18 protein-coding genes are annotated in these 22,468 nt (G+C 66.7%); 4 read left to right on the forward strand and 14 right to left on the reverse strand.

Going from position 1 to position 22,468, the window contains the following annotated elements:
- Positions 1–604 precede the first annotated feature (604 nt).
- From LG3211_RS16380 to LG3211_RS16425, 10 genes are all read right to left on the reverse strand, one after another.
- A complete protein-coding gene (locus LG3211_RS16380; protein WP_057943770.1) occupies positions 605–2,005 on the reverse strand; it encodes a DUF1501 domain-containing protein in 1,401 nt (466 codons plus the stop codon).
- Positions 2,006–2,025: 20 nt separating this feature from the next.
- Complete coding sequence (locus tag LG3211_RS16385) at positions 2,026–3,858, reverse strand: DUF1800 domain-containing protein (protein ID WP_083512594.1); 1,833 nt, start codon at positions 3,856–3,858, stop codon at positions 2,026–2,028.
- Positions 3,859–4,073: 215 nt separating this feature from the next.
- Entirely contained in the window at positions 4,074–5,750 is a 1,677-nt protein-coding gene (locus tag LG3211_RS16390; protein ID WP_148648965.1) for an amidohydrolase, read from the reverse strand.
- 87 nt (positions 5,751–5,837) lie between these two features.
- Positions 5,838–6,926, reverse strand: a complete 1,089-nt coding sequence (locus tag LG3211_RS16395; protein WP_057943773.1) for an ABC transporter permease — start codon at positions 6,924–6,926, stop codon at positions 5,838–5,840.
- On the reverse strand, positions 6,923–7,846 hold the full coding sequence (locus LG3211_RS16400) for an ABC transporter ATP-binding protein (RefSeq protein ID WP_425479975.1): 924 nt from the start codon (positions 7,844–7,846) through the stop codon (positions 6,923–6,925). Before LG3211_RS16400 ends, LG3211_RS16395 begins: the two co-directional genes overlap by 4 nt.
- A 92-nt stretch (positions 7,847–7,938) precedes the next feature.
- Positions 7,939–8,865, reverse strand: coding sequence for an HlyD family secretion protein (locus LG3211_RS16405; protein WP_057945538.1), 927 nt, complete (start codon positions 8,863–8,865; stop codon positions 7,939–7,941).
- A gap of 209 nt (positions 8,866–9,074) precedes the next feature.
- Complete coding sequence (locus tag LG3211_RS16410; RefSeq protein WP_057943774.1) at positions 9,075–9,758, reverse strand: TetR/AcrR family transcriptional regulator; 684 nt, start codon at positions 9,756–9,758, stop codon at positions 9,075–9,077.
- 307 nt (positions 9,759–10,065) lie between these two features.
- A complete protein-coding gene (locus tag LG3211_RS16415; protein ID WP_057943775.1) occupies positions 10,066–10,956 on the reverse strand; it encodes an MBL fold metallo-hydrolase in 891 nt (296 codons plus the stop codon).
- Positions 10,953–11,969: an NAD-dependent epimerase/dehydratase family protein gene (locus LG3211_RS16420; protein ID WP_057943776.1), complete on the reverse strand. Its 1,017-nt coding sequence runs from the start codon at positions 11,967–11,969 to the stop codon at positions 10,953–10,955. The genes LG3211_RS16415 and LG3211_RS16420 overlap by 4 nt, the downstream gene beginning before the upstream one ends.
- Positions 11,970–12,182: 213 nt before the next feature.
- Positions 12,183–13,268, reverse strand: a complete 1,086-nt coding sequence (locus tag LG3211_RS16425; RefSeq protein WP_057943777.1) for a 3-oxoacyl-[acyl-carrier-protein] synthase III C-terminal domain-containing protein — start codon at positions 13,266–13,268, stop codon at positions 12,183–12,185.
- 382 nt (positions 13,269–13,650) lie between these two features.
- Here LG3211_RS16425 and LG3211_RS16430 point away from each other — a divergent pair, with 382 nt between their 5' ends.
- The 4 genes from LG3211_RS16430 (at position 13,651) to ybeY (ending at position 16,557) form a co-directional block, all read left to right on the forward strand.
- Positions 13,651–14,310, forward strand: a complete 660-nt coding sequence (locus tag LG3211_RS16430) for a phosphatase PAP2 family protein (RefSeq protein WP_057943778.1) — start codon at positions 13,651–13,653, stop codon at positions 14,308–14,310.
- A gap of 23 nt (positions 14,311–14,333) precedes the next feature.
- Positions 14,334–14,726 (forward strand): hypothetical protein, encoded by a 393-nt coding sequence (locus LG3211_RS25840; RefSeq protein ID WP_148648966.1) that lies wholly within the window; start codon positions 14,334–14,336, stop codon positions 14,724–14,726.
- 214 nt (positions 14,727–14,940) lie between these two features.
- Entirely contained in the window at positions 14,941–15,927 is a 987-nt protein-coding gene (locus tag LG3211_RS16435; RefSeq protein ID WP_057943779.1) for a PhoH family protein, read from the forward strand.
- Positions 15,928–16,074: 147 nt separating this feature from the next.
- The gene (ybeY, locus tag LG3211_RS16440; protein ID WP_057943780.1) at positions 16,075–16,557 is read left to right on the forward strand and encodes an rRNA maturation RNase YbeY; all 483 of its coding nucleotides are present in this window, start codon (positions 16,075–16,077) and stop codon (positions 16,555–16,557) included.
- Positions 16,558–16,588: 31 nt separating this feature from the next.
- On the opposite strand, the gene LG3211_RS16445 is transcribed toward ybeY, so the two are convergent.
- The 4 genes from LG3211_RS16445 to LG3211_RS16460 all read right to left on the reverse strand — a co-directional run bounded on the left by LG3211_RS16445 (position 16,589) and on the right by LG3211_RS16460 (position 22,454).
- Positions 16,589–17,101, reverse strand: a complete 513-nt coding sequence (locus tag LG3211_RS16445; protein ID WP_057943781.1) for a hypothetical protein — start codon at positions 17,099–17,101, stop codon at positions 16,589–16,591.
- Between the two features lie 165 nt (positions 17,102–17,266).
- Complete coding sequence (locus tag LG3211_RS16450) at positions 17,267–17,731, reverse strand: type IV pilin protein (protein WP_057943782.1); 465 nt, start codon at positions 17,729–17,731, stop codon at positions 17,267–17,269.
- 21 nt (positions 17,732–17,752) lie between these two features.
- Positions 17,753–18,247: a hypothetical protein gene (locus tag LG3211_RS16455; protein WP_148648967.1), complete on the reverse strand. Its 495-nt coding sequence runs from the start codon at positions 18,245–18,247 to the stop codon at positions 17,753–17,755.
- Positions 18,195–22,454, reverse strand: a complete 4,260-nt coding sequence (locus tag LG3211_RS16460) for a pilus assembly protein (protein WP_057943784.1) — start codon at positions 22,452–22,454, stop codon at positions 18,195–18,197. The genes LG3211_RS16455 and LG3211_RS16460 overlap by 53 nt, the downstream gene beginning before the upstream one ends.
- Positions 22,455–22,468: the final 14 nt, after the last annotated feature.

A 22,468-nucleotide genomic window follows, 5' to 3' on the forward strand; every position in this document is an offset into this window, starting at 1 on the left:
GACGCCCCTACCAGCCTCCACCGCACCCACCTACCGTCATTCCCGCGAACGCGGGAATCCAGTGCCTTTCGTGCGAGAACGCCTGAAGTCGCTGGATTCCCGCCTTCGCGGGAATGACGGCCTGGAAAGATGACGCTGAAGTCGCTGGATTCCCGCATTCGCGGGAATGACGGCCTGGAAAGATGACGCTGAAGCCACTGGATTCCCGCCTTCGCGGGAATGACGGCCTGGAAAGATGACGCTGAAGCCGCTGGATTCCCGCCTTCGCGGGAATGACGGCCTGGAAAGATGACGCTGAAGTCGCTGGATTCCCGCATTCGCGGGAATGACGGTCTGGAAAGATGACGCTGAAGGCCCTGGATTCCCGCCTTCGCGGGAATGACGACCTGGAAAGATGACGCTGAAGCCTCTGGATTCCCGCCTTCGCGGGAATGACGATCTGGAAAGATCGCGCTGAAGGCTCTGGATGTTCGGCTACCGCCGAAGTAAAGCGGAGCCTGCCTTCGCGGGAATGATGGCGTGGGGAGATCGCGCTGAAGTCTCCGAGCTCCCGCTTTTGCAGGAATGCCCAGCGGAGCAATGCTCCCGGAAAGACACCTCCGCCCTACCCCATAAACCCCAAATCCCGCCGCGGCGAAAAATTCCCCAGGTTCGGAAAGATCAAATCCAGATCCGTGTCCGCCACCCCGAACCACTTCGCCAGCGTCGCCGCATACAGATCCACCGGCGTGGTCGGAATAATCTGCCCCCAGCCGGCGTCGTCGTTGCCGCCATTGACCAGCGTCGGCATCTGACCGAAGAAGCGTCCGCCGCGCACCGCGCCACCGACGACGAAGTGATGCCCGCCCCAGCCGTGATCGGAACCATCGCCATTGGACGACAAGGTCCGGCCGAAATCCGAGGCCGTGAACGCGGTGACCTTGTCGGCCACGCCCAGCTCGACCGTCGCCGCATGAAACGCCGTCATCGCCTGCGATAGTCGCGACAACAACGCCGGCTGCTCGCTGAGCAGGCGATCGTGATTATCGAATCCGCCCATCGACACGAAATACACCTGCCGCTTCAGCCCCAGCACTTCGCGCACCTTGATCATGCGCGCCACCATCTGCAGCTGCGCGGCCAGATCGTTGTTCGCGGGAAACACCGTCTGCAACGGCGTGGACGAATCCAGCGCCGTGCCGACCGCATCGGCGTTCTCCCGCGCGCGTCGGAACGAGTTGGCGTAGCTGCGGCCGAACACATGCGGCTGCGCGTTGGGCGCCATCAACGCCAGGAACGCGCGGCGGCTGTCGCCGTCCCATTCGAAACGGCTGAAATAACGCGGACCGTCGTTGCCGATCACGTACTGGCTGCCGGTCGCCGCGCGCTGCAGGATGCTTTCGAAATTCAGCGACACCGACATCGGGATGAAGGCATCGGGATTGGCGTCGTGCAGCAGATCGGCGATGCGCCCGCCCCAGCCCAGATTGCGGCCGTCGCCGGTGCGCGACACCTGCCAGTACTGCTGCTGATCGTTGTGCGAGAACAACTGCGGCGGCAGTTCGACCGCGTGATTGGCGTAGTCGGCCTTGCTGGTCGGGCGGATCAGCGTGCCGACATTGCCCAGCACCGCCGCCTGTCCGGTGTTGAACAAACCCTGCAACCCACTCATGCCGACGGTGTCGTCGCCGATGATCGACGACTGCAAACCGTAATCGGCGCCATCCGACGCGCCGCCTCCGGTCTGCGGCACCAGCGGCAGCAGTTGGCTCTGTTCCACCGCCAGCGTCGCGCGGGCGGTGCGGTATTGCTGATAGTGATCGTTGTCGCGCGGTATGACCATGTTCAACGAGTCGTTGCCGCCGAACATGAAGACGCACACCAGCGCCTTGTAGTCGTCGAAGCTCGACGCCCCGTAGGCGCGCGTGGCCGCCTCGACCAGACGCAGATTGCCCAGCGCCGAATACAGGCCGGCGCCACCGAGCGCGGTGCAGATCGAATTACGCAGGAATTCACGACGTTTCATGGCGTTCTCCTCAGTCCTGCTTACTTCTGCACGATGTATTCGGGCGAATTGACGATCAGGTACAACGCTTCCTGCACCCGTTCGCGCTTGGCCGCCGTCGTGTTGGCCGGCATGCCGTTGAGCCGTTCCAGCAGCACCTGACGCATCGGCGCCGACATCTGCCCGGACAGGAACAACACGTTGTAGCGATCGATCAACGCACCGGGATTGGTCGCCAGCGCCACGTCGCGGGTGAGATTGATCGCCATCTCGTCGTTGCCGATGCCGGCCGGATTGCCGACATAGGAATCGAAGATCTTGCGCATCAGATAGCCTTCGTTGGCCGGCAACATGTAGTCGGTGGCCAACTGCAGTTCCGGCGCGGCCAGATTCAATTGCGAGGGCTCGCCCATCGGCCGGTAGTTCGGGCTGAAGAAGTTGAACACCGAGGACGCGTACATCGGCGCCTGGCCGAGGTTGCCCTCCATGGTCCAGAACTCGTCGAGGAAGCCCGACTTCGACTTGGCGTTGAGCGCGCGCCACAGATGGGTCAGACGCAGGATCGGCTCGCGCACCTTGCCGAAATTTTCCGGCTGCGAGGCCGGATCGCGCGCTTCCGGGTCCATCAACACCGCGGTCACCACCGCGCGCAGATCGCCGCGCACGCCCTGGCCGTTATCGTTGAACGCCGCCGCGACGCGGCCGACATAGGCCGGACTGGGATTGCTGGTGACCAGCCGCTGGATCAACTGCCGGCCGATGAAAGGCCCGACGTTGGGATGGTTGAAGATGTTGTCGAGCGCAGCGGCCAGATCGCCGTGGCCGCTGCCGCCGGCGGCGAGCTTGCCGCCCGGCAGGCTCACGCCGGTATATTCCAGCAACTGCTTTTCCTGCGCCGAGGCGTGATAGGCCGCCTGATTCTCCATCGGCGTCACCCACGCCGGCGCGCTGGAATCGTAGTAGTAGCAATCGAAATAACCTTCCGCCTGGCAGCCGTCGAAGGTCCAGCCAGTGAATACGTGGGCGAAGCCCTTGACCGTGTCCTGGTTGTAGGTCGGCACCGGCTGCTGATTGGCATCGAGGATCGGCGTGCCGTCGGGATTGAGCCGCACCAGGCCGACACTGAACAACTGCAGCACTTCGCGCGCGTAGTTTTCGTCCGGGCGGATGTTGTTAACCGGATCGGGCTTCTGGTTCTGCATCATCGACAGGTAGATTCCCATCACCGGATGCAGGGTCACGTCTTCGATCAAGGTGCGGAAATTGCCGAAGGAATCGCGCGCCAGAGTATCGTAGTAATGCGTCATCCCGTGCGGCGCGTTGCCGAGCAGATCGGAAGTCGCATCCGAGACGACGAAGATTTCGCTGAGCGCGAACGCCACGCGTTGGCGCAGTTGATCGTTGTGCACGATCTGGGTCGGCTTGATCGGGTCCTTGCCGCCGATGGCATTGACGAACCAGGCATCCAGGCGCCAATCGCGGCGCACGTCGCTACCGGTGCCCGCGCGCGCCGCCGCGTTCTTCATGAAGGTCAACTGCGAGGACACCGGATAACCGACCTGCTCGTTGATCCACGCGGCGTAACCGATCTGCCGGAGCTTGGCGATGTCTTCGAGCGTCGGCCCGAACGTCGCCTGCGCGAGGAATCGCGCCGCCTCGGCGTCGGTGGCCGGAATATCGGCGACCTTCGCCACCGGCGCGGCGCCGACGGCGCGCGACTCGATGCCCTGGTTCGCTCGATCCCGCGCATCCGGATACGGCCCCGCGTACTCAGGCAGCGGCGTCACGCCGCGCAGCACGGCGAAGATTCCCAGCACCAGCAACAGGCGCGGCGACGCGCCCATCCACGCTGAGCGCAGAAGTGTCGATTTCATTGCGGGCCCCCAAGGCTGGCGATTCGGGAGCGATGCTAGGCGCGTGACAGGTGCGGAATCTTGATAGCCGACACGCTTCTAATTCGGACTACGGCTTGATTCCGGATTGACAATCACGGAATTTGACGGCGGTGACAATCGTCATCGGCGGTGAGTGATGGCGCGGCATGAATCATCGAATCGAAAGGACCGGCAAAACCGCGCCAGTCCAATGGCTACTTCGTGGATGTCGGATCAGCGGGTTTCCACACCGTCGCCCCATCGACGTATGTCCCAAGCAGCTTCAAATCGCGCAACTGCCCTGGTTCGACCGCAAGCGGATCTTGCTCGAGCACGACGAAATCCGCGCTCTTTCCCACCGCCAAACTCCCCACCTCGCCCTCGGCGAACCCCGCATACGCCGCATCGAGCGTGAATCCGCGCAGGGCTTCGAACGCGGTGAGTTTTTCCTCCGGATGCCAGCCGCCGAGCGGCTTGCCGTCGGCGTCGGCGCGGGTCACGGTGGCGTACAGGCCCAGGCGCGGGTCGGCCGATTCGACCGGGAAGTCCGAACCCAATGCCAGGCGCGCGCCGCTGTCGCGCAGTTGCCGCCAGGCGTAGGCGCCGTTGATACGGGCCGGGCCGATGCGCTGCTCGGCCCAGGGCATGTCGCTGGTGGCGTGGGTGGGTTGCATCGCGGCGATTACGTGCATCGCGGCCAAGCGCGGCAGGTCCTGCGCGGCGATGATCTGCGCGTGTTCGATCCGCCAGCGGGGATCGCCGCGCCGGGCGTCGGCGCCGAGCGCTTGCTCGTACAGGTCCAGCACTTGGCGGTTGCCGCGGTCGCCGATGGCGTGAGTGGCGACCTGCACGCCGCAGCGCTTGGCTTTGGCGATCGCCGTGCGCATCGCGTCGGGCGACATGCGCAGCAGACCGCGGTTGCCGTGATCGTCGCTGTAATCCTCCAGCATCGCCGCGCCGCGGCTGCCGAGTGCACCGTCGGCATAGAGTTTGACCGTGCGCAGTTTCAGGCGGCCCGAGGGATGCTGGTACAGGCCTTCGCGGCATAGCAGTTCGAGCACATCGTCATCGCCGTCGGCGAAGGCGGTGATGCGCAGCGGCAGCTGCTTGCTATCGGCCAAGCGCTGATAGGCGCGCAGCACGGACATGTCGACTCGCGCGTCGTGCACGCCGGTGAGGCCTTCGGCGATCGCGGCCTGCATGCCCAGGGTCAGCGCGCGTTCGGTCGCGGCCGCGTCCAGGGGCGGACGCGCTTTCTCCAGCAGCGCCATGGCATCGTCGATGAAGATGCCGGTGGGCTTGCCGTGGTCGTCGCGCAGAATGCGGCCGCCGTCGGGCTGCCAGTCGCCGGACAGGTCGCGGCCGACCGCGCTCATCGCGGCGCTGTTGGCCCAGCCGGCGTGGCCGTCGATGCGCTGCAGCCACACCGGGCAGTCGCTGAATTCGGTGTCGAGATCCTCGGCGTTCGGAAAGCGCGGATCGAGCCAGTCGTTCTGGTCCCAGCCGTAGCCGAGCAGCCACTGCCCGGGTTGCAGATGCGCGGCGAAGTCGCGCAGCCGCTGCAGCGCTTCGGCCTTGCTGCGGGCGCCGGTCAGGTCGGCGCGAATCCGGTTGAAACCCAGTTCGAACACGTGCGCGTGCGAATCGATCAGGCCGGGCACGACGGTGGCCGCGCCCACGTCCAGCCGCCGCGCGCGCGGATAACGCCGCAGCAATTCCTGTTTGCCGCCTACAGCGAGAATCTTGCCGCCGGCATCGTAGGCCATGGCTTGCGCGCGCGGCTGCGCGGGGTCCATGGTGTGGATGCGCGCGGCGGTGAGGACGGTGACGGGCGCGGCCGTCGCGACCGTACTGGCGCTGAAGAGCACAACCGGCAGGACATACCGCAGCATCCGCATCGCGTTTCCCCGAAGCCGTCGCAGCCACGAATGTGCGAGAAAGCCGCGGGGCGTGCAAGTGCTCGCCCCGCCGCTGCCGGATCAATCCAGGCGCTTGGTGAACCTGGCCACGGCCAGACTCATCATCACCGCGATGAAGCCGACCAGATACGCGACGTCGTGCCACAGCTCCCACAGACTGGCGCCGCGCAGCATCACGCCACGGATCAGCCGCAGGAAATGGGTCATCGGCAGCACTTCCGCCAACCACTGCGCCGCCACCGGCATGCCGGCGTAGGGGAACATGAAGCCCGACAGCAGGATCGACGGCAGCAGGATGAACACCGTCATCTGCATCGCCTGGAACTGCGAGGCGGCCTTGGTCGAAATCATCAGGCCCAGGGCCAGATTGGCCAGGATCAGCAGCACCGCGGCGATATAGACATCCAGCACACTGCCCTTGATCGGCACCGCGAACAGCCACACGCCCAGCAGCAGCACCACGCTGGTCTGCAGCAGGCCGATCAACGCATACGGCAGCACCTTGCCGATCATCAACTCAGTGCTGCTGACCGGCGTGGTGATCAGCAATTCCATGTTGCCGCGCTCGCGTTCGCGCACGATCGCCACCGAAGTGAACATCACCATCGTCATGGTCAGGATCACGCCGATCAGGCCGGGCACGATGTTCACCGGCGAGCGCCGCTGCGGGTTGTAGAACGCGACCACGCTGATCGGCGCGGTCTTGCGAGGCGCCGCCACCGAGCTGTCGATCGGCAACTGCGCCAGTTGCGCGGCCGCGCTCTGCACCACGGTGTCGCTGCCGTCGACCATCACCTGCGCGACTTCGCGGCCGTCGACGCGGCGGCGTTCGAAGTCCGGCGGCAAGTTCACGCCGACGCTGATTTCGCCGCGACGCAGCATCTCGACCAGTTGCTGCGGCGTGTCGGCATCGGCGACCGGCTTGATCACGCCGGTGGCGATCATGTCCATGATCAGCGCGCGCGAAGCGGCGGTGCCGGATTGATCGGCGATGGCCGCGGTCAGGCCGCGCGGGTTGAGGTTGATGGCATAGCCGAACAGCACCAGCTGGCCGACCGGGATCATCACGATCATCGCCAGGGTGATGCGGTCGCGGCGCAACTGCCGGACTTCCTTGAGCACGATGGCCCATAAGCGTCGCAGTCTCATGCCGCGGCCTCCGCCGCCGGCGCGGGCGCGTCGCGGCCGCGCGTGGCCGATACGAATACGTCTTCCAGATTGGGCTTGGCCTTGTTCACCTCGGCATCGAGGCCGGCCTCGCGCAGGGCGGCGAGGATGTTCGACTCCGCGGTATCGGCATCGGCCAGCAGCACGCGCAGGCTGTTGCCGATCTGGGCGACGCTGAGCACGCCGTCGAGCGCGACCAGCACGCGCTGGGCCTTGCGCGGCTGCGCCGCCAGCACTTCGACCGAACGCCCGGCCAGCGCGTCGGTGAGTTCGGCCGGGGTGCCGTCGGCGACCAGCACGCCGCGGTCGAGAATCGCCAGGCGGTGGCAACGTTCGGCTTCGTCCATGTAGTGCGTGGACACCAGCAAGGTGGTGCCGCCGTCGGCGAGTTCGAACAGTTTTTCCCAGAAGTCGCGCCGCGACTCGGGATCGACCGCGCTGGTGGGTTCATCCAGGAACAACAGCTCCGGCCCGTGAATGACCGCGCCGGCCAGGGCCAGGCGCTGTTTCTGGCCGCCGCTCATGGTGCCGGCCAGTTGTTTCTGGCGATCGCCGAAGTGGTATTGCTCGATCAATTCATCGATGCGTTCGCGCGCCCGGGCCTTCGGGATCTCCTGCACGGCGGCGAGAAATTCCAGGTTCTCGCGCACGGTCAGGTCTTCGAACAGGGAGAACTTCTGCGTCATGTAGCCGATGCGGCGGCGCAGCGCTTCGGCCTGCTGCGGGATCTTCAGGCCGAGCACTTCGATCTCGCCCTCGGTCGGCGTGAGCAGGCCGCACAGCATGCGGATGGTGGTGGACTTGCCCGAGCCGTTGGGCCCGAGGAAGCCGTACACGCAGGCACGCGGCACGGTCAGATCGACCCGATCGACCGCGCGCAAGGCGCCGAAGTGCTTGCTCATGCCGCGCGCCTTGATCGCCGGTTGCTCGCTGCCGGCGGCGGCCGGCGCTGGCGGTTGCACCGCGGCGGCGGGATCGGCGGGCCGGTCGCGGCTCATGGCGCGAACTCGACCCGCACCGGCAGACCGGCCGGCAAGTCGGTGGCCTTGGCGTCGGTCAGTTCGACTTCGGCCAGATAGCTCAGGCGCGCGGCGTCTTCGCCGGTCAGCGCGTAGTACGGGGTGAAGCTGGGTTCGCTGCGGATCATACGCACGCGGCCGGTCCAGGCCTGTTCGCGACCTTCGATGTAGACCCGCGCGGCGCGGCCGACCAGCACGTCCTGGCGCATCGGCTCGGGCACGTACACGCGCGCGTAGGGATGTTCGCCGACCAGCATCACCGCCAGCGGCGAACCCACCGGCGCCTGATCGCCGAGTTTGTACGGCAGGCTGTCGATCACGCCGTCGCGCGGCGCGATCACATCCAGTTTTGCGAACGTCACCTGTTGCACCTGCGCCTGCGCCTGCGCGGCGGCGAGCGCGGCCTGGCCCTGCGCGATCTGCTCGCGACGGGTGCCGTGTTCGAGTTCCAGCAATGCCGCTTGCGCGGCGCCGACCTGGGCTTGCGCGTTGCCGGCGGCGGCGCGGGCGCGATCGACTTCCGACGCGGCGATCAACTGGCGCTTGCCCAGCGGCTGCACGCGGGCGTAGTACGCCGCCGCATCGCGCTGCTGCGCCTGCGCGGCGGCGAGATTGGCGCGCGCCTGGGCGATGGTTTCGCTGCGCGGACCGGCTTCGAGCTCGGCCAATGCATCGGCGGACTGGCGCGCCTGCGCCTGCGCGGCGCTCAATTGCGAACGGGTGCGGTCGAGTTCGAGTTGCAGCACGCGGGTGCCGGCCTTGACGCGCTGGCCTTCGCGCACGTCGATGCGCACGACTTTTTCCGCGGTCGGCGCCGGCAAGGTGACGCGGTCCCATTCCAGGGTGCCCAGCGCCTGCGGTTTGTCTTTGCCGCAGGCGGTCAACATGGCGAGCAGCAGCATGTTCAATCCCGCGAACTTCACTGAGGCGCGATAACCGGTTCGCGATGAGGCCCCGAAGTCTTTTATGGGAGGGGCTTCAGCCCCGATGCTGTTCGATCCAACACGGCGATCCGGTAGAAAAGCGTCGGGGCTGAAGCCCCTCCCACAAAAGATGCTCCTCCCACAAACGCCGACAGCAGTCATCGCGGTCATCTCGTCGTCCTCGCGTTTCATGGCATCAACCCCCGGTCGAGCAGAGCCAGCGCGTGGCGGCGCTGCGTATCCAGATCGAGATCCTCGGCATCGAACATGAAACGCCAGATCGGCGCGCTCGCGGCCGGGAACAGAGTCAAGCCGATCAGGCTGACCATCAGCAGGCGCGGGTCCAGATCCGGATTGATGCGGCCCTCGGCCTGCGCCTGGGCGAAGCGCTTGGCCATCATCTGCGGCAGCACCGGGCCGATCTTCTGGAACAGCACGCTTTCGCGCAGCGCGCCGCCTTCGCACAGCACCTCGCGCACCCACAGCGACGGCAGCCAGGGATGCGCGGCGACGATGCGGCCGACCCCGGCGACGAAGCCGCCGATCAGATCGAACACGTCCTTGCCCTCGCCCATCAGCCCGTCGCGCAGGCCCATGAACACCGGGATCAGGCGCTCGTTGCTGACCGCTTCCTGCAATTGCTCCTTGTCGCCGAAGTAGTAATGCAACAGCGCCGGATTGACGCCGGCCTCGGCGGCGATCGCGCGCAGCGAGGTCGCGGCGATGCCCTGGCGGGCGTAACAGGCGATGGCGGCATCGAGCAGGCGCGCGCGCAGATCGGGATTGTCGGCCGCGGCCGGCCGACCCGGGGCGCGCTTGGGCGCCGAGGTCTTATGCGGCCGGCCGCGTTTGGCGGGGGTGGGCGTGTCCATGCGCCATATTTAATTCAATGATTAATTAGATCGCAAGAGCGGGCCGACGGGCGGTCGTTCTGGCTGGGGGTGGGATGGGCTGCTGATGGCCGAGGTTTGGCGGTAGGCGGCCCTCGCCCATCCTGATCCGCAGTGCGGGTTGAGCCACGCCGATTCGGCAGTTGAACTGCTGCGGGCAATACGAACGAGCGCCGCCCGAGGCCGGGCGAGCAACGCACTAGGCACTAGGCGGTATCGCTCGGACGCGATCGACGGATCGATAAGCGTCGCTTGAGCCAGGTCCGCGGGCGATCGCCCGCACCTTCCATCACCCCGCCGACGCCGCCTGCGGCAACTCATCCAGCACCGACTGCGGATGCCGATCCCGCCACGCCGCTAAGGTATCGGCGCAATGCGAAGGAATCACCCAGGCGCCGGGATGCGTATCGCGAAACCGGGTCAGGCGCCGCAAGGTCTCGCGATACGCCGCGGCATCGTCCATCGCCACGCGCTGGGTCAGCCACGGCAAGGGTTGATCGCGATCGAGCTGCTCGCGCCGCCAGAACGCATCGGCCGCCAGCACCACCCGCTCGCCCGTGCGCGTACGCAAAGCCAGGCCGATCTGGCCGCGCGCATGGCCCGGCAACGCGACCGCGTGCAGGCTGCCGTCGCCGAGCAGATCCCAGCCCTCGCCCAGCGTCGCCAGATCGCCGTCGAGCACGCGCCGGCCGTCGTCGTCGAGCAATTGCAGGCGCTCGGCGAAATCGGCCGGCAACAGTTCCTTCCAGATCTGCGCGTGCAGCAGCCCGAACCAATTCGACTCGGCGACCTGCCGCCAGGCCTGTGCATGGGCGAGGAAGCGCGCACGCGGAAACTGGCCGAGCCCGCCGATGTGATCGGGGTGGAAATGGCTGATCACCAGCAGGCGCACGTCGTCGCGGCTCAGACCGCGCCGGTGCAGCAACTGCGCGGCGTCGGTATGTGGCGCGGAACATGCGTGGATGGCGCGACGATAAATCCAGCGCACGCCGCGCCGCATCGCCGCGCGCGCATCCGGCCCGTAGCCGCAATCGAACAGGATCGCGCCCTGCACCGGATGCTCGATCAGGGCCCAGCCGGCGGGAAAATGCATAGGCGGGCCGGCGGCGAAACCCAGATGGCGCGGATCGGCGCAGCTGTGCCCGGACGCGGCCAGGGTCAGCGCGACTTCGCCGCTCACCGTCGCGCCTCCACGCGCGCCAGTTCGCTCAAGGTTCTGTCGAGGGCTTCGTCCATGCTCACGCGAGGACGATAACCCAGTTCATCGCGCGCGCGCGTGATGTCCAGGGTCATGTCCACGCTCAGCAATTCGACGCCGTAGCGCAGCAGCGGCGGCTCGCTATCGGGCTTGAATCGCCGGTAGAACGCTTCCACCGTGCTGGCCAGGGCCAGCGCGAGCGGCTTGGGCATGCGCTTGTCCGGACGCGGCAACGACAGCGCGTCGGCAAGCCGGTCGATCACGCTCCAGATCGCCACCGGCTCGCCGTTACTGATGTTGTAGACGCGGCCATTCAAGCGCCACGAAGCGTCCATCGCCAGCACGATCGCATCGACCACGTTATCGACGTAACTCAGATCGACCATGCAGTCGTCCGCGCCGATGCGGCGCAGACGTCCGCTGCGCAACGCCTGCGCCAGGCGGGGCAGGATCGCGCTATCGCCGGGTCCGAAAATCGCCCGCGGCCGCAGCGCCAGCGCCGACACGCCGCCGGCCGCGCAACGCTCGAACACGTGCCGCTCGGCGATGAGCTTGGTCGCGGCGTAGTCGTTGACCGCGCGCGCCGGCAGCGGATGATCTTCGACGATCCCGCGATGCGGCGCGCCGTCGTGATAGATGCCGGGCGTGGAGATATGCACCAGCCGCCGCACCTGGCGCGCGATGCAGGCCGAGATGACGTGATCGGTGGCGCGCACATTGGCATCGACGAAGGCTTCGCGCCGGCCCCAGGGACTGGACAGCGCCGCCGCGTGCACGACGATATCGGCGCCGCGCAGGACGCGATGCACGGCGCCTTCGTCGGTCAGATCCAGCGCCTGGAACTCGACGCCTTGCGCCTGTAGCGCGCGGCCGCGTTCGGGATCGCGGCCCAAGCCGACGACCTGCGTCCAAGGCCGCGTCGCCAGCAGATGCCGCGCGAGCGCACCGCCGAGAAACCCGGTGGCGCCGGTGATGACGATGCGCTGCGTGGTCATGACGCCCTGCTCGCGACAGCACCGAAGTCTTTTGTGGGAGGGGCTTCAGCCCCGACAACCGAAGCGGTGCCACGCCAATCCACTTCGTTACGATCGAAGCGAACCATGCGCAAAACCCCGACAGCAAGGGACTTCATGGCAAGACACGACACGCTGGTGGCCGCGCACTTCACTGCTGTCGTCGCAATCATCGGCCCGATCCGCTCCCGCGCGTCAGTAAGTCATGGTCAAACCAACGCCGGACAACCCCGCGCCGGTACCGAGCAGCACCCCGGGTTCGCCGCGGCGGATCGTACCCTCGCGCACGCCCTGCTCCAGCGCCAGCGGAATCGACGCGGCGATGCAATTGCCGGTGTATTCCAGCGTACGCACCATCCGTGCCTGCTCGAAGCCGATCTGCTCGATCACATCCAGCGCGGCGCGACTGGCCTGATGCGGCGCGACCCAGCGCAATGCGCGGCGGGCGTTGCGATCGTCCAATCCGAGACTGCGCATCACATACGGCACCAACCGGATACCGCTGCGCAAGGCGGCCTGTCCCTGCATCGAAAACAGCGCGTCGGCCGGCGTGGTCAGCGGCCCGAGCGGCGGGCGCCAACTGCCGCCGCCGCGCAAGGTGGTGATCTCCACGCCCTCGCCCATCGTGCGCCAGGCGATGCGATGGATGCGGCTGGCGCTGTCGGCCGGCGCGCGTTCCAACACCGCCGCGGCGGCGCCGTCGCCGAACAGGGTGCAGACCTCGGGGCTGTCGAAATCCAGGCCGACCGAGGCGATCTCGCTGCTGACGATCAACGCGCGTTCGATGCGGCCGTGGTGGATGCGCTCGGCCGCCAGTTCCAGCGCGGCGACGAAACTCAGGCAGGTCGCATGCACCGACAAGGCCGGAATGCCGGAACGGCCCAGGCCGAGCTCGCGTTGCAGCAGCGGGCCGCCGTCGGGAATCGCACGCTCGGCCGAGCCTGAAGCGTTCACGATCAGATCCAGCATCGACGGTTCGATACCGGCTTGCTCGCAAGCCTGCATCGCCGCTTGCGCGCCCATCCAGCTGGCGCGTTCGCGCTCGGGTTGCGCCCAATGGCGGAAAGCGACGCCGCTGTTTTGCAGGGCCCAGCCTGGCGGCAGACCGGCGCGTTGTTCGATTTCTGCACTGGAGACACGGCGCTGCGGCAAATAACGGCCGAGCCCGGCGATGCGCACGCGCCAGTCGAGATCCGGCCCGGTGCGCTGCCCGCGTCTGTGGCCGCTCGCGCCCGCGTTCAACGCATCCGACGACGGCATGTCCTGCGATTGGGTATCCATGTGCGGCGGCAGTATGAGCCAGCGGAGCGCGTTTGCCGATATGGCCAGGGGGAGTCTGGCTTGGGGCGGTGCGTTGAGATGGGGCAAGGCAACGGGGTGTGGATTGAAGCCGAGAAGCACTGCGAAGCGCCGGGGACCGCGGCGACCCTGAAGACCTTTGCGGATGGGATCTGATTTTGTGGGAGGGCCTTCAGGTCCAATGCTTTCCTCTCAGCCGCGATGAAGCTTCCGCGCGAGCAGAGCGAACAGCATCGGACCCGAAGGCCCTCCCACAAGAGCGAATGGCTATGAGGATGCGCGGACAAGCGCGGCGACACTGGCGTCGCCCTGCTCGCATCGCCCATGCTGGCCCGATCAATCGCCATCGGACCCATTACCGCAGATGCTCGCCGCCGATGTCCGCACTCGCACCAATGCCGGCATCGGCACCGATACGGTCGCGTTATCCAGACGTATCGCCATCGTGCTGATCGCGATGGCGATCAACGGCGTGCTCTACCTGGCTATCAACGCCTTTCCGCCGCGCGAACCGCAGCTGTTGCCGCGCAGCGTCGCGGACGACTGGCTGGGCTGGCAAGCCTGGACCATCTGGCCGTACTGGCTGTTGCTGCTGGCGGGACCGGCGCTGACGCTGGCGATCGGCGAGCGCCGCCTGTTGCGCGCGACCATACGCGCCTATGCGATCGCGATCGGCTTGAACGCGACGATCTGGCTGCTGTGGCCGACGCGGACCGTGCGCCCACCGCTGCCGCAGGGCCTGGACGCGTTGACCGAAGCCGCGTGGCGCTGCCTGTACGCCCTGGACGGCGTGAATAATTGCTTTCCGTCGGGCCATATCACCATTCCGGTGGTGGCGGCCATGGGTTTCGCCGCGCAATATCCGCCGATGCGGGCGGTGGTGTGGATCGCGCTCGCGGCGCTGGCGCCCAGCGTCGTCAGCACCGGGCAGCATTACGCCTGGGATGTGCTGGGCGGATTGGCGACCGCGACGATCGGCCTCTTGCTGGCAGGCCGGCCGTTGTGGCGATCTGCACGTCCGTGAGTGCTGTGTGTGGAGGCAATGACATGTCCGATGAACGCGATTCAACCGGTGCGGCCCGACCCGACCCGACCCGGGCGGGGCAACCCGGCGCGGTGACGCCCCGCCCGGAAGGAATCGAGACAGGTCGCCCGCGGTCGGATGAGGCCGGGCGGGATCGAGCGGGCCCGGGCGCATCGCAATCCGAGGCCCCATCGCAGCCCCCGCAATCGAGCCTGCTGTCGCGCGGCGCGATCGGCTTCTGGTTCCTGGGGCTGGGTCTGTTGGGGCTGCTGCGCTCGTGGATGCGCGCGACCCGCCACGGCGCTTTCGATGCCGATGCCATCACCTTGCTGTGGCTGATCGGTTCGCTGCTGCTGACCTTGATGGGCGCGCTGCGGGTCTGGCGCACGCTGCGCGAAGGACCGCCGCGCGGGTAAACACCGGCGTCGCGCGGCGCCGGCATGTGAAGACGATTTGACGGCGCATTCGTTCGTGCTGCCGATGACGGCACGGCGGCGATTCGCCATGACCGCGGCTTGAGCCCCGAACGACCCAACGCCGCACCGCCATGCTTTGCGAAAACGCCCCGACAGGCGCAAGCTGTGACGCCCCAGCACGCATTGTGCGTGCGAATCTGCTTACGCTTTCCCCATGCCCGCCCGAACCGCCTCCGAATTCACTCTAGACCCGGCCGACAGCGAACGTCTGGCCAACCTCAGTGGCCCCTTCGACGGTCACCTGCGCATGATCGAACTGCGCCTGGGCGTGGAAATCGCCAATCGCGGCAACATCTTCCGCATCGACGGCCCGATCATCGCGGTCGGCCAGGCCGAGAAGCTGTTGCGCCGCCTGTGGAAGGACGCGGGCGAAGAAACCTTGAACGAAAACGCGGTCCATCTAGCCCTGACCGAAACCGGCGCCGAACAGGCGGTGCTGGAGGAGATCGAGCCGCAGGAAGTGGCGATCCGGGTCAAGCGCGGCACCATCCGCGGCCGCGGCGCCAATCAGGCCAAGTACCTGCACGCGATCGCCACCCACGACATCAATTTCGGCATCGGCCCGGCCGGTACCGGCAAGACCTTCCTGGCCGTCGCCAGCGCGGTCGAGGCCCTGAACGAATCGCGCGTGCAGCGCCTGATCCTGGTGCGCCCCGCGGTCGAAGCCGGGGAAAAGCTTGGGTTCCTGCCCGGCGACCTCAGCCAGAAGGTCGATCCGTACCTGCGTCCGCTGTACGACGCGCTGTACGAAATGCTCGGCGTCGAGAAAGTCGTCAAGCTGCTGGAGAAGAACGTCATCGAGATCGCGCCGCTGGCCTACATGCGCGGCCGCACCCTCAACGACGCCTACGTGATCCTGGACGAAGCGCAGAACACCACCATCGAACAGATGAAGATGTTCCTGACCCGCATCGGTTACGGCAGCACGGCGGTGGTCACCGGCGATCTCACCCAGATCGACTTGCCCAAGCACGTCAAGTCAGGCCTGCGCGACGCGCTGGACGTGCTGCGCGAGGTCAACGGAATCAGCTTCACCTTTTTCGAGGCCAAGGACGTGGTCCGCCATCCGCTGGTCGCGCGCATCGTCACCGCGTACGACGCGCGCGATGCCAAGGACGCGCAGAGCGGCCCGAGCGCCTGATCCAAGCGCCCGCCCCGGCGCGCGACCCAGGTCGCGACCGGAACCGGCGCCGGCTGATCGCTGCCGATCGCAACCGGCATCGGCGGCGGCTTACCGATTTCCGCGCGGCCCCAAGCCGCGCGCACGCAACGAAGAGTGAGCGCCGCGATGACCCAAGGTCCCGTACGACTCGATGTCACCATCAACTACGCCCTGCCCCGCAAAGGCCTGCCGGCCGCGGCCAGTTTCCGCAAATGGGTCGCCGCCGCGCTCAAAGGCCGCATCCGCGAAGCCGATCTGGCCATCCGTATCGTCGACAGCAAGGAAGGCCGATCGCTCAACCGTCACTACCGGGCCCGCGACTACGCCACCAACGTGCTGAGTTTCCCCGCCGAGCTGCCCGAAGGCCTGCCCAAGGGCGTGAAGCTGCCCTTGCTGGGCGATCTGGTCATCTGCGCCCCGGTGGTCGCGCGCGAGGCGCGCGAGCAGAGGAAAGCCCTGAACGAGCACTACGCGCATCTGACCGTGCACGGCACCTTGCACCTGCTCGGCTGGGATCACGAGGACGAGCGCGAGGCCGAGTGCATGGAGCAGTTGGAGCGCGAGATCCTGGCTTCGCTGGGAATCGCGGACCCCTACCTGGAAGACTGAGCCGATACCGGTTCGGTTCGCACCGGCGCTTTCACAAGCAATCGACCAATCCGTCGTAGATCGACACCGAAGCGCCTGGCAATCGCGCATGCAGCGGCTGATCGCCGGCCAATGCGACGAGCAAGGCCGACGCGGTCGTCCCGGGCGCGAGCGGCGCGCGGCAGCGCCAGATCTTCGGCGTCACCCGGATCGCCCCGGTCGCCGGATCGATTTCCTCGTTGCTGCCCGCGAACACCCAGACGCAGCGCCCGATGACGCCGCTGGATTGATCGGCCGAACAACGAAAGCGCAGGGACTCGATATTGCTGTAGTCGCCTTCGCAGAAGGTATCGCCGCAGATATCGTCGAAGTTGCGGCGCAGCTGATAGCGCAGTTCGTACCAGGCGTTTAGCTCCGCGTCGGTGCGCAGGTAGCTGTCGATATCCACATAAGTCGCCTGCGTCGGCGTGGACCGGGACGTGCCGGTATCGGCTTGCGCGGGGCTCCAGGCCACAACCGCGCAGAACGACATCAGCGCCGAGACGAAAAACGTGCGTGCTTGCATACATCCTCCTTGATGGGTTTCTTCCGGATCGCGAGCGACGAGCGTGTTCGCGACTGTTTGCTTAGCGTGCCGTACCGATCGAGCCGTGTCTTTCGGACATCGGCCCGATCTTGGGTAGGATTCTTTCCATCGAATCGAGCTCACCCGGACGATGACTCAAGACAGCTACCAGCATCGGGACAACTCCATCGTTCCCGTTATGGTTTTGGCGCCTGCCTGATTGAGCGTCAGCGTTCCGCAACCGGTGTCGGCCGTCTGCGTTCCGGTGGGCGTTGCCGACAGAATGAAGGCGTTGACGTCGCTGTCGTTCGGCGTTCTGGCGAACAGGTAATACGCCGCCCCGTCTCGCGGCGAGCGTTTTTGACCCGCAGGCACGCTGGCCCAGAACCCGGCGTAGCTGTTGTTCAAGGTGTAGTAGCGTTCCGCGCGCTGCGCCAGCTCGACCAGATCCGCCTTCGCCTGCGAACGCCGCGCTTTGCGCACGCTGTCCTGGTAGGAGGGATAGGCGATGGCGGCCAATATCGCCACCACGGCGACTGCCATCATCAGTTCGATCAAGGTGAAGCCGGCGGCGATCCTGCCGCGCCCATATCGGGCGCGCGCTGGAATCTGGGCGTGGTATGCGGACATCGGAATTCCCCCAAACACGAATCAACGGACCTGACGCCAGGACTGGCGACCGCACGGTCGCGGCAGGTACAGCGGCTTGGTGCCTTCCGAACGCAACACCAGCGAGCACTGTTTGGCCGCCAAGGCCGCGTTGAGCGTCTCAAGATTGGCGCAGGCGGGATCGTTCGCGCCGCAACCGACGATGCCCGACGGCGGCGGCGGCGGCAGCAGCACATTGGTGTTCTTCACTGGCGCTCCGGTGGCTTCGCTGGCCACGCCGCCGCAGTCGGCGCCGCATACCGGCGCGCCGCCGGGTGTCGTGCTCACGCCGCTCATGGCGCCGGCGCCGGTCATGAGATCCAGTCCGTAAAGCCAGTTGCGGCCACCGGGTCGGCAGTCGTTGCCGATCGGCTCGAAGGCGGTGAAGAACACGTTGCCGTTTTGCAGGCGCGGCATGCCGATAAAGCGCTCGCCGCTCGCAGCCTTATCGTCCACACGCAAGTCGGAGATACCAACCGTCGCGGCCGGCGCCGCCACGACCGATGCTGCGAGTGACGTAGCCGCTGGACCCGGTGCCTTCGCTCACGCTGCGCCGGGCCAGACCGGCCCGCCCCTCGGCGATGCGGTCGACGCAATCGGCCGCAATGCAACGGTCGTACACGCCGTAGAAGCTCTGCACCGGCGGATCGTCGGGCACCAGGTTGTCGGTACTGGCGAAATAGCGTCCGGTACCGAACAGCACCACGGCGCCGCCGCCCGGGCCGCGCGCGACCTCCAGTCCTCCGGTGATCGGCTGCGTTGTGCCCTTGTGGTCCTCGGCGGAGAACAGCGGCGCATCGTTGAACGCGACCTTCCACGACGAAACCTCGGTCGCCGAGAGATCGAACTTCCACACATTGCCCTGCAGGTCGCCGCCGTACACGGTGTCGACGACGTTGTCGTTGTTGTACAACGCCACCGCGGCGATATTGAACAGACCGTTACGCGAGGCGTATTCGCTGCCGCCCGGTTTCAGTCGCGCCAGCACGTCGCCGGTGTTGAGGTCGACCACGAACAACGCCGGCGCCCCACCAGCGGAGTTGACGCCGTTGCCGAACAGCGCGACCCAGCGCGGCGCGCCGCCCACGGTCGCGCCGGTGACCGGCACCACGAGTGGCCGCCCGAACACATGGCCCAGGTCGTCCATGATCGGGTTGCCGCTTTCGCTACCGCGCAGCTCCCACAGCACCGAGGCATCGTTGAACCCTGCCGGGGCACTGAGGTCCAGCGCCGACACCGACTTTCCGCCGGCTGCGCTGGCCGCCACCGCGACCGTGCGCCAACCGCCGGACGAAGTGGTCGGGACGTCGGCGCTGACGATCTCGCCATCCACGGTGTAGCGATGCACGTAGTTGGGATTGGCCAGTTGTCCCATGCGCTCGCGCGCAGACGAGGGGATAAAGGCGAACCGCTCGCTGCCATCGGCCACGTCGAATGCGTGCAGCATGCCGTCGTTGGCTCCGACCAGGGCGGTATTGACCCCAGCCGCGCGCTTGTCAGCCAGGAACGTCTTGTAGCTTTCGCCCAGCGCGCTCTTCCAGCCGCCGCCCAAGGCCGACCAGGCGCCATAGCCGAAGTCGTCCTTGGCCGCGACCACTTCCACCGAAGAGTTGACGATGTCGCCGATCAGCCCGGAGCGCACGCGCAAGGGTGCGGAATTTTTCTTTCCGCGCAGGTAATCCACCAGGTCCGCATCTGTGACCGTACCGATCCAACCCGCGTCGGACGCGCTCAGCCCCAACTGCGCGCGCACCGTGACCGCGGGATCGAAGCTGCGCAGATTGGCTTCGGTGAACGCCCTGACTTTGGCGGCGGCCTGCTTGGTGCCGCTCGCGCCGATCGAGGTCGCGTCCATCGCCACGCGGATGTTGCGGTTGCCAGACGCCGCCTGTCCCGCGAGTACCGTCGCGGCCGCCCAGCGCTGACTGCCGACGCTGCCGTCGAGGTTGGTGTCGTTGGCGACCAGGTTGCCGGTCCAGTCGTTGCCGCCGGCCCTCAGGTCGAACGAACTGGCGATCGAGAACGAGTTGCCCGCGCTCAGGCGCGCGCCCGAACCGCCGCCGCCGGTTACCGGTGAGGCGCCCGCGGCCTTCGAGATCAACTTGCCGAGTTCGGCCTTGAGCTTGGCCGGGTTGCGCGCCAGCAGGTAGTTGTCGGGCTGGCCATCGCCGTTGTCGTCCCAGTCCGGCTTGCCGTTGCTGTTGAGATCCTGGGCGCTGGCGCCGTACTTCGCCGCGTACCACAGCGGCGGCCGCAGCGCCGAAACAGCCTGTCCGGCGGCCTTGAGCTTCACCACTTCCGGCCTGTTCCAGACCTTGTTGACGGGGTTGTCCATCGGATAACTGGCCGACGGCGTGCCGCCGTTGAGCAGGTTGAATACCTGCCCCTCCATGCCGCTGGGCGATTGGGGGGCGTACACGTTCGGATACAGTGCGTCGCTGGTGCTTCCCGATGCGTTGAAACCCACCCGCACCGGATTGCCGGTGGACAAACTGATCATTTCGGTGCGAACCAGCACTTCGTCGCCGCCCACCGCAGGCCGGCCGTCACGGCCGCAGACGGCCGACTGGCTGCCCCAACAAATGTCGTAGCCCTTGTAATTGGGATTGTTGACTGGATTGGTGTCGTCACTGCAGCTCCCGCCGATGCAGTAGGTCAACATGTAGACGAAGTCGCGGTCGTTGGCCTCGCCCTGCGGCGCACCGTCCCAGCTGAACATGAAGCTGCCGCCGCTTGCGGTCATGTCGCGGCCGTACACATGCTTGGAACCGCCGGTCGATTCCTGTTTGCCGACCAGCGTATCGCCGAGTTGGCAGGTGCGCTTGCTGGCGGCGTTGGGATTGGCCTGGCAATACGGAGTCAGGGCGATGGTTCCGGCGCTGGTCGCAATTTCCGCGGTCGGCACGCCGTCGGCCAGCACCACGGCGAAAGTGGTCGCGTTGACCTTGATGCCGGCCGGCTTGCCAGGGAGATTGCCCGAGCGCAGGTCGGCGGCGAACGCGGCCTCGGCCAGGCCCGCAACCAGGTAGCTGCCCTCGCGCTGCGGCGCTTCGTTGCAGATGCCGCGCACGTAGGCCAAGTCGGACACCGCCTGGTTCTGGCAGAAGAACGTATGCGACATCGCCAGATTCGTCGCGATGGGCTCCGCGGCCGAACCGACGAAGAAGGAATTGCCGCTGATCTGCTCGGCATCGCCGACCCGCTTGGTCGCGGCGGCGGCCGAACTGCCCAGCCGGCTCACCTCTTGAACCGCGTCGCCATCGTAACTACTGGCGCCGCTGGAGAGCACCATGATGCTGCAAGCGGCGCAATAGCTGTTGCCGCCGCCGTAGGTAGCGTCTTTTTTCCCGTATGGATCGACCCAGGCGGGACGCGCGCCCTTGATGTCGCTCAACGGGTTTTCGGCGAAGCTCGCGGTGGCGGCGGTCTCGCCGGACAGGTAGCGCAGCGCCTCGGAATACATCTCGCTGATAGGATTGCCCCAGGGCGAGCATTTGTACGTGCCGCCGCCCGGATCGGCGAGCACCCCGGCGCCGATGTCGGTGCGGTTGCTCGTGCCCCAGTTGCCGCAATCCGCGCCCCAAGTCGCGCCGTTCCAGGCGCCGTCGGTGCCGGCGCCCGTCCAACCCACGATCTTGAAGCGCTTGAGTGCGTTGACGATCCCCTGGCCGTTGTCGGTCTGATTGCAGAATGTGCCGTCCGACAGCCTTACCTCGTCGCCGGCTACGCAGGTCGCGGGGTCGGCGCCATTGCCCGCGAACAGTCCGACATTCTTGCGCAGCACGCCACCGGCGCGCGGCTTGCTGTAGGTACCGGAGACCAGGCCGAAACGCAGGCGGCCGCTTTCGCCGTATTCCTGCAGCAGGCCGGTCGGCTTGTAGCTCGACCCATAGCGCGAACAAAAACGTTCGCGCCCCGCCTCGCTCGCCGTCGGATCGCAAACCTTCACCCTGACGTTGAAATCGACGATGGTGCCGACCGGACGGTCCGGGTCGCCCGCGCTGCCGTCCCTCACCACGCACTGGTTGTACTCGGTCACCGCCCAGTTCGACAGGCTCCCGCTGGCCACGCGCATCAGCGGCGCGCCTGTCGGCCCGGAGCTGGCGTTGCAAAAGGTCGTCGTGCCGCTGACCGCGATCGCGACGTAGTCCTTCAGGTCGGTGCCCTTGTATACCTTGGCCCAGGCATGCATGTCGTTTGGAATGTGGGCGCGCTCCAGCACCGTTTCGACGGCGCTATCGGTCGAACGGTTGCCGCCGTAAAGCACGTAGCGCAACACGTCCAGGCGGCTCATCGTCACCCAATTCAGGAAGTTGCCGCTCCAGCCTTTCGCTCCGCCGCATTTGTGATCGACATTGCGCGCGCCCGCCGCCTTGAACCGGCTCCCGTCGTAGGCGTAGCAAAGGAACGGATCGAAATAGCCTTCGTAGTCGAATCGATTGTTGTACGTAGCATCGACCACTCCGTCGCCGTCTAGATCGGTGTAGTCCGGATAGGCCTTGTCGAACAATTGCTCGTCGCGCGAGGCCACCAGCATCATCAGCGGTGGCGCACTGCCGCCGACGTAGAGCGGCTTCTCGGCCAGGGCGTAGTCGTTGGACGCGGCCTGGAGGTAGACCATGTGCACGCCGAGCCAGGTCGCGGCGGCCAGCACGGCCGCGGCCAGCAGGCCGGGAACATGACGGAGACGGAAAATCGTGCGCATGTCGTCGCCTCGGC

It is taken from the genome of Lysobacter gummosus, from assembly GCF_001442805.1.
Taxonomy (GTDB): Bacteria; Pseudomonadota; Gammaproteobacteria; order Xanthomonadales; family Xanthomonadaceae; genus Lysobacter; species Lysobacter gummosus.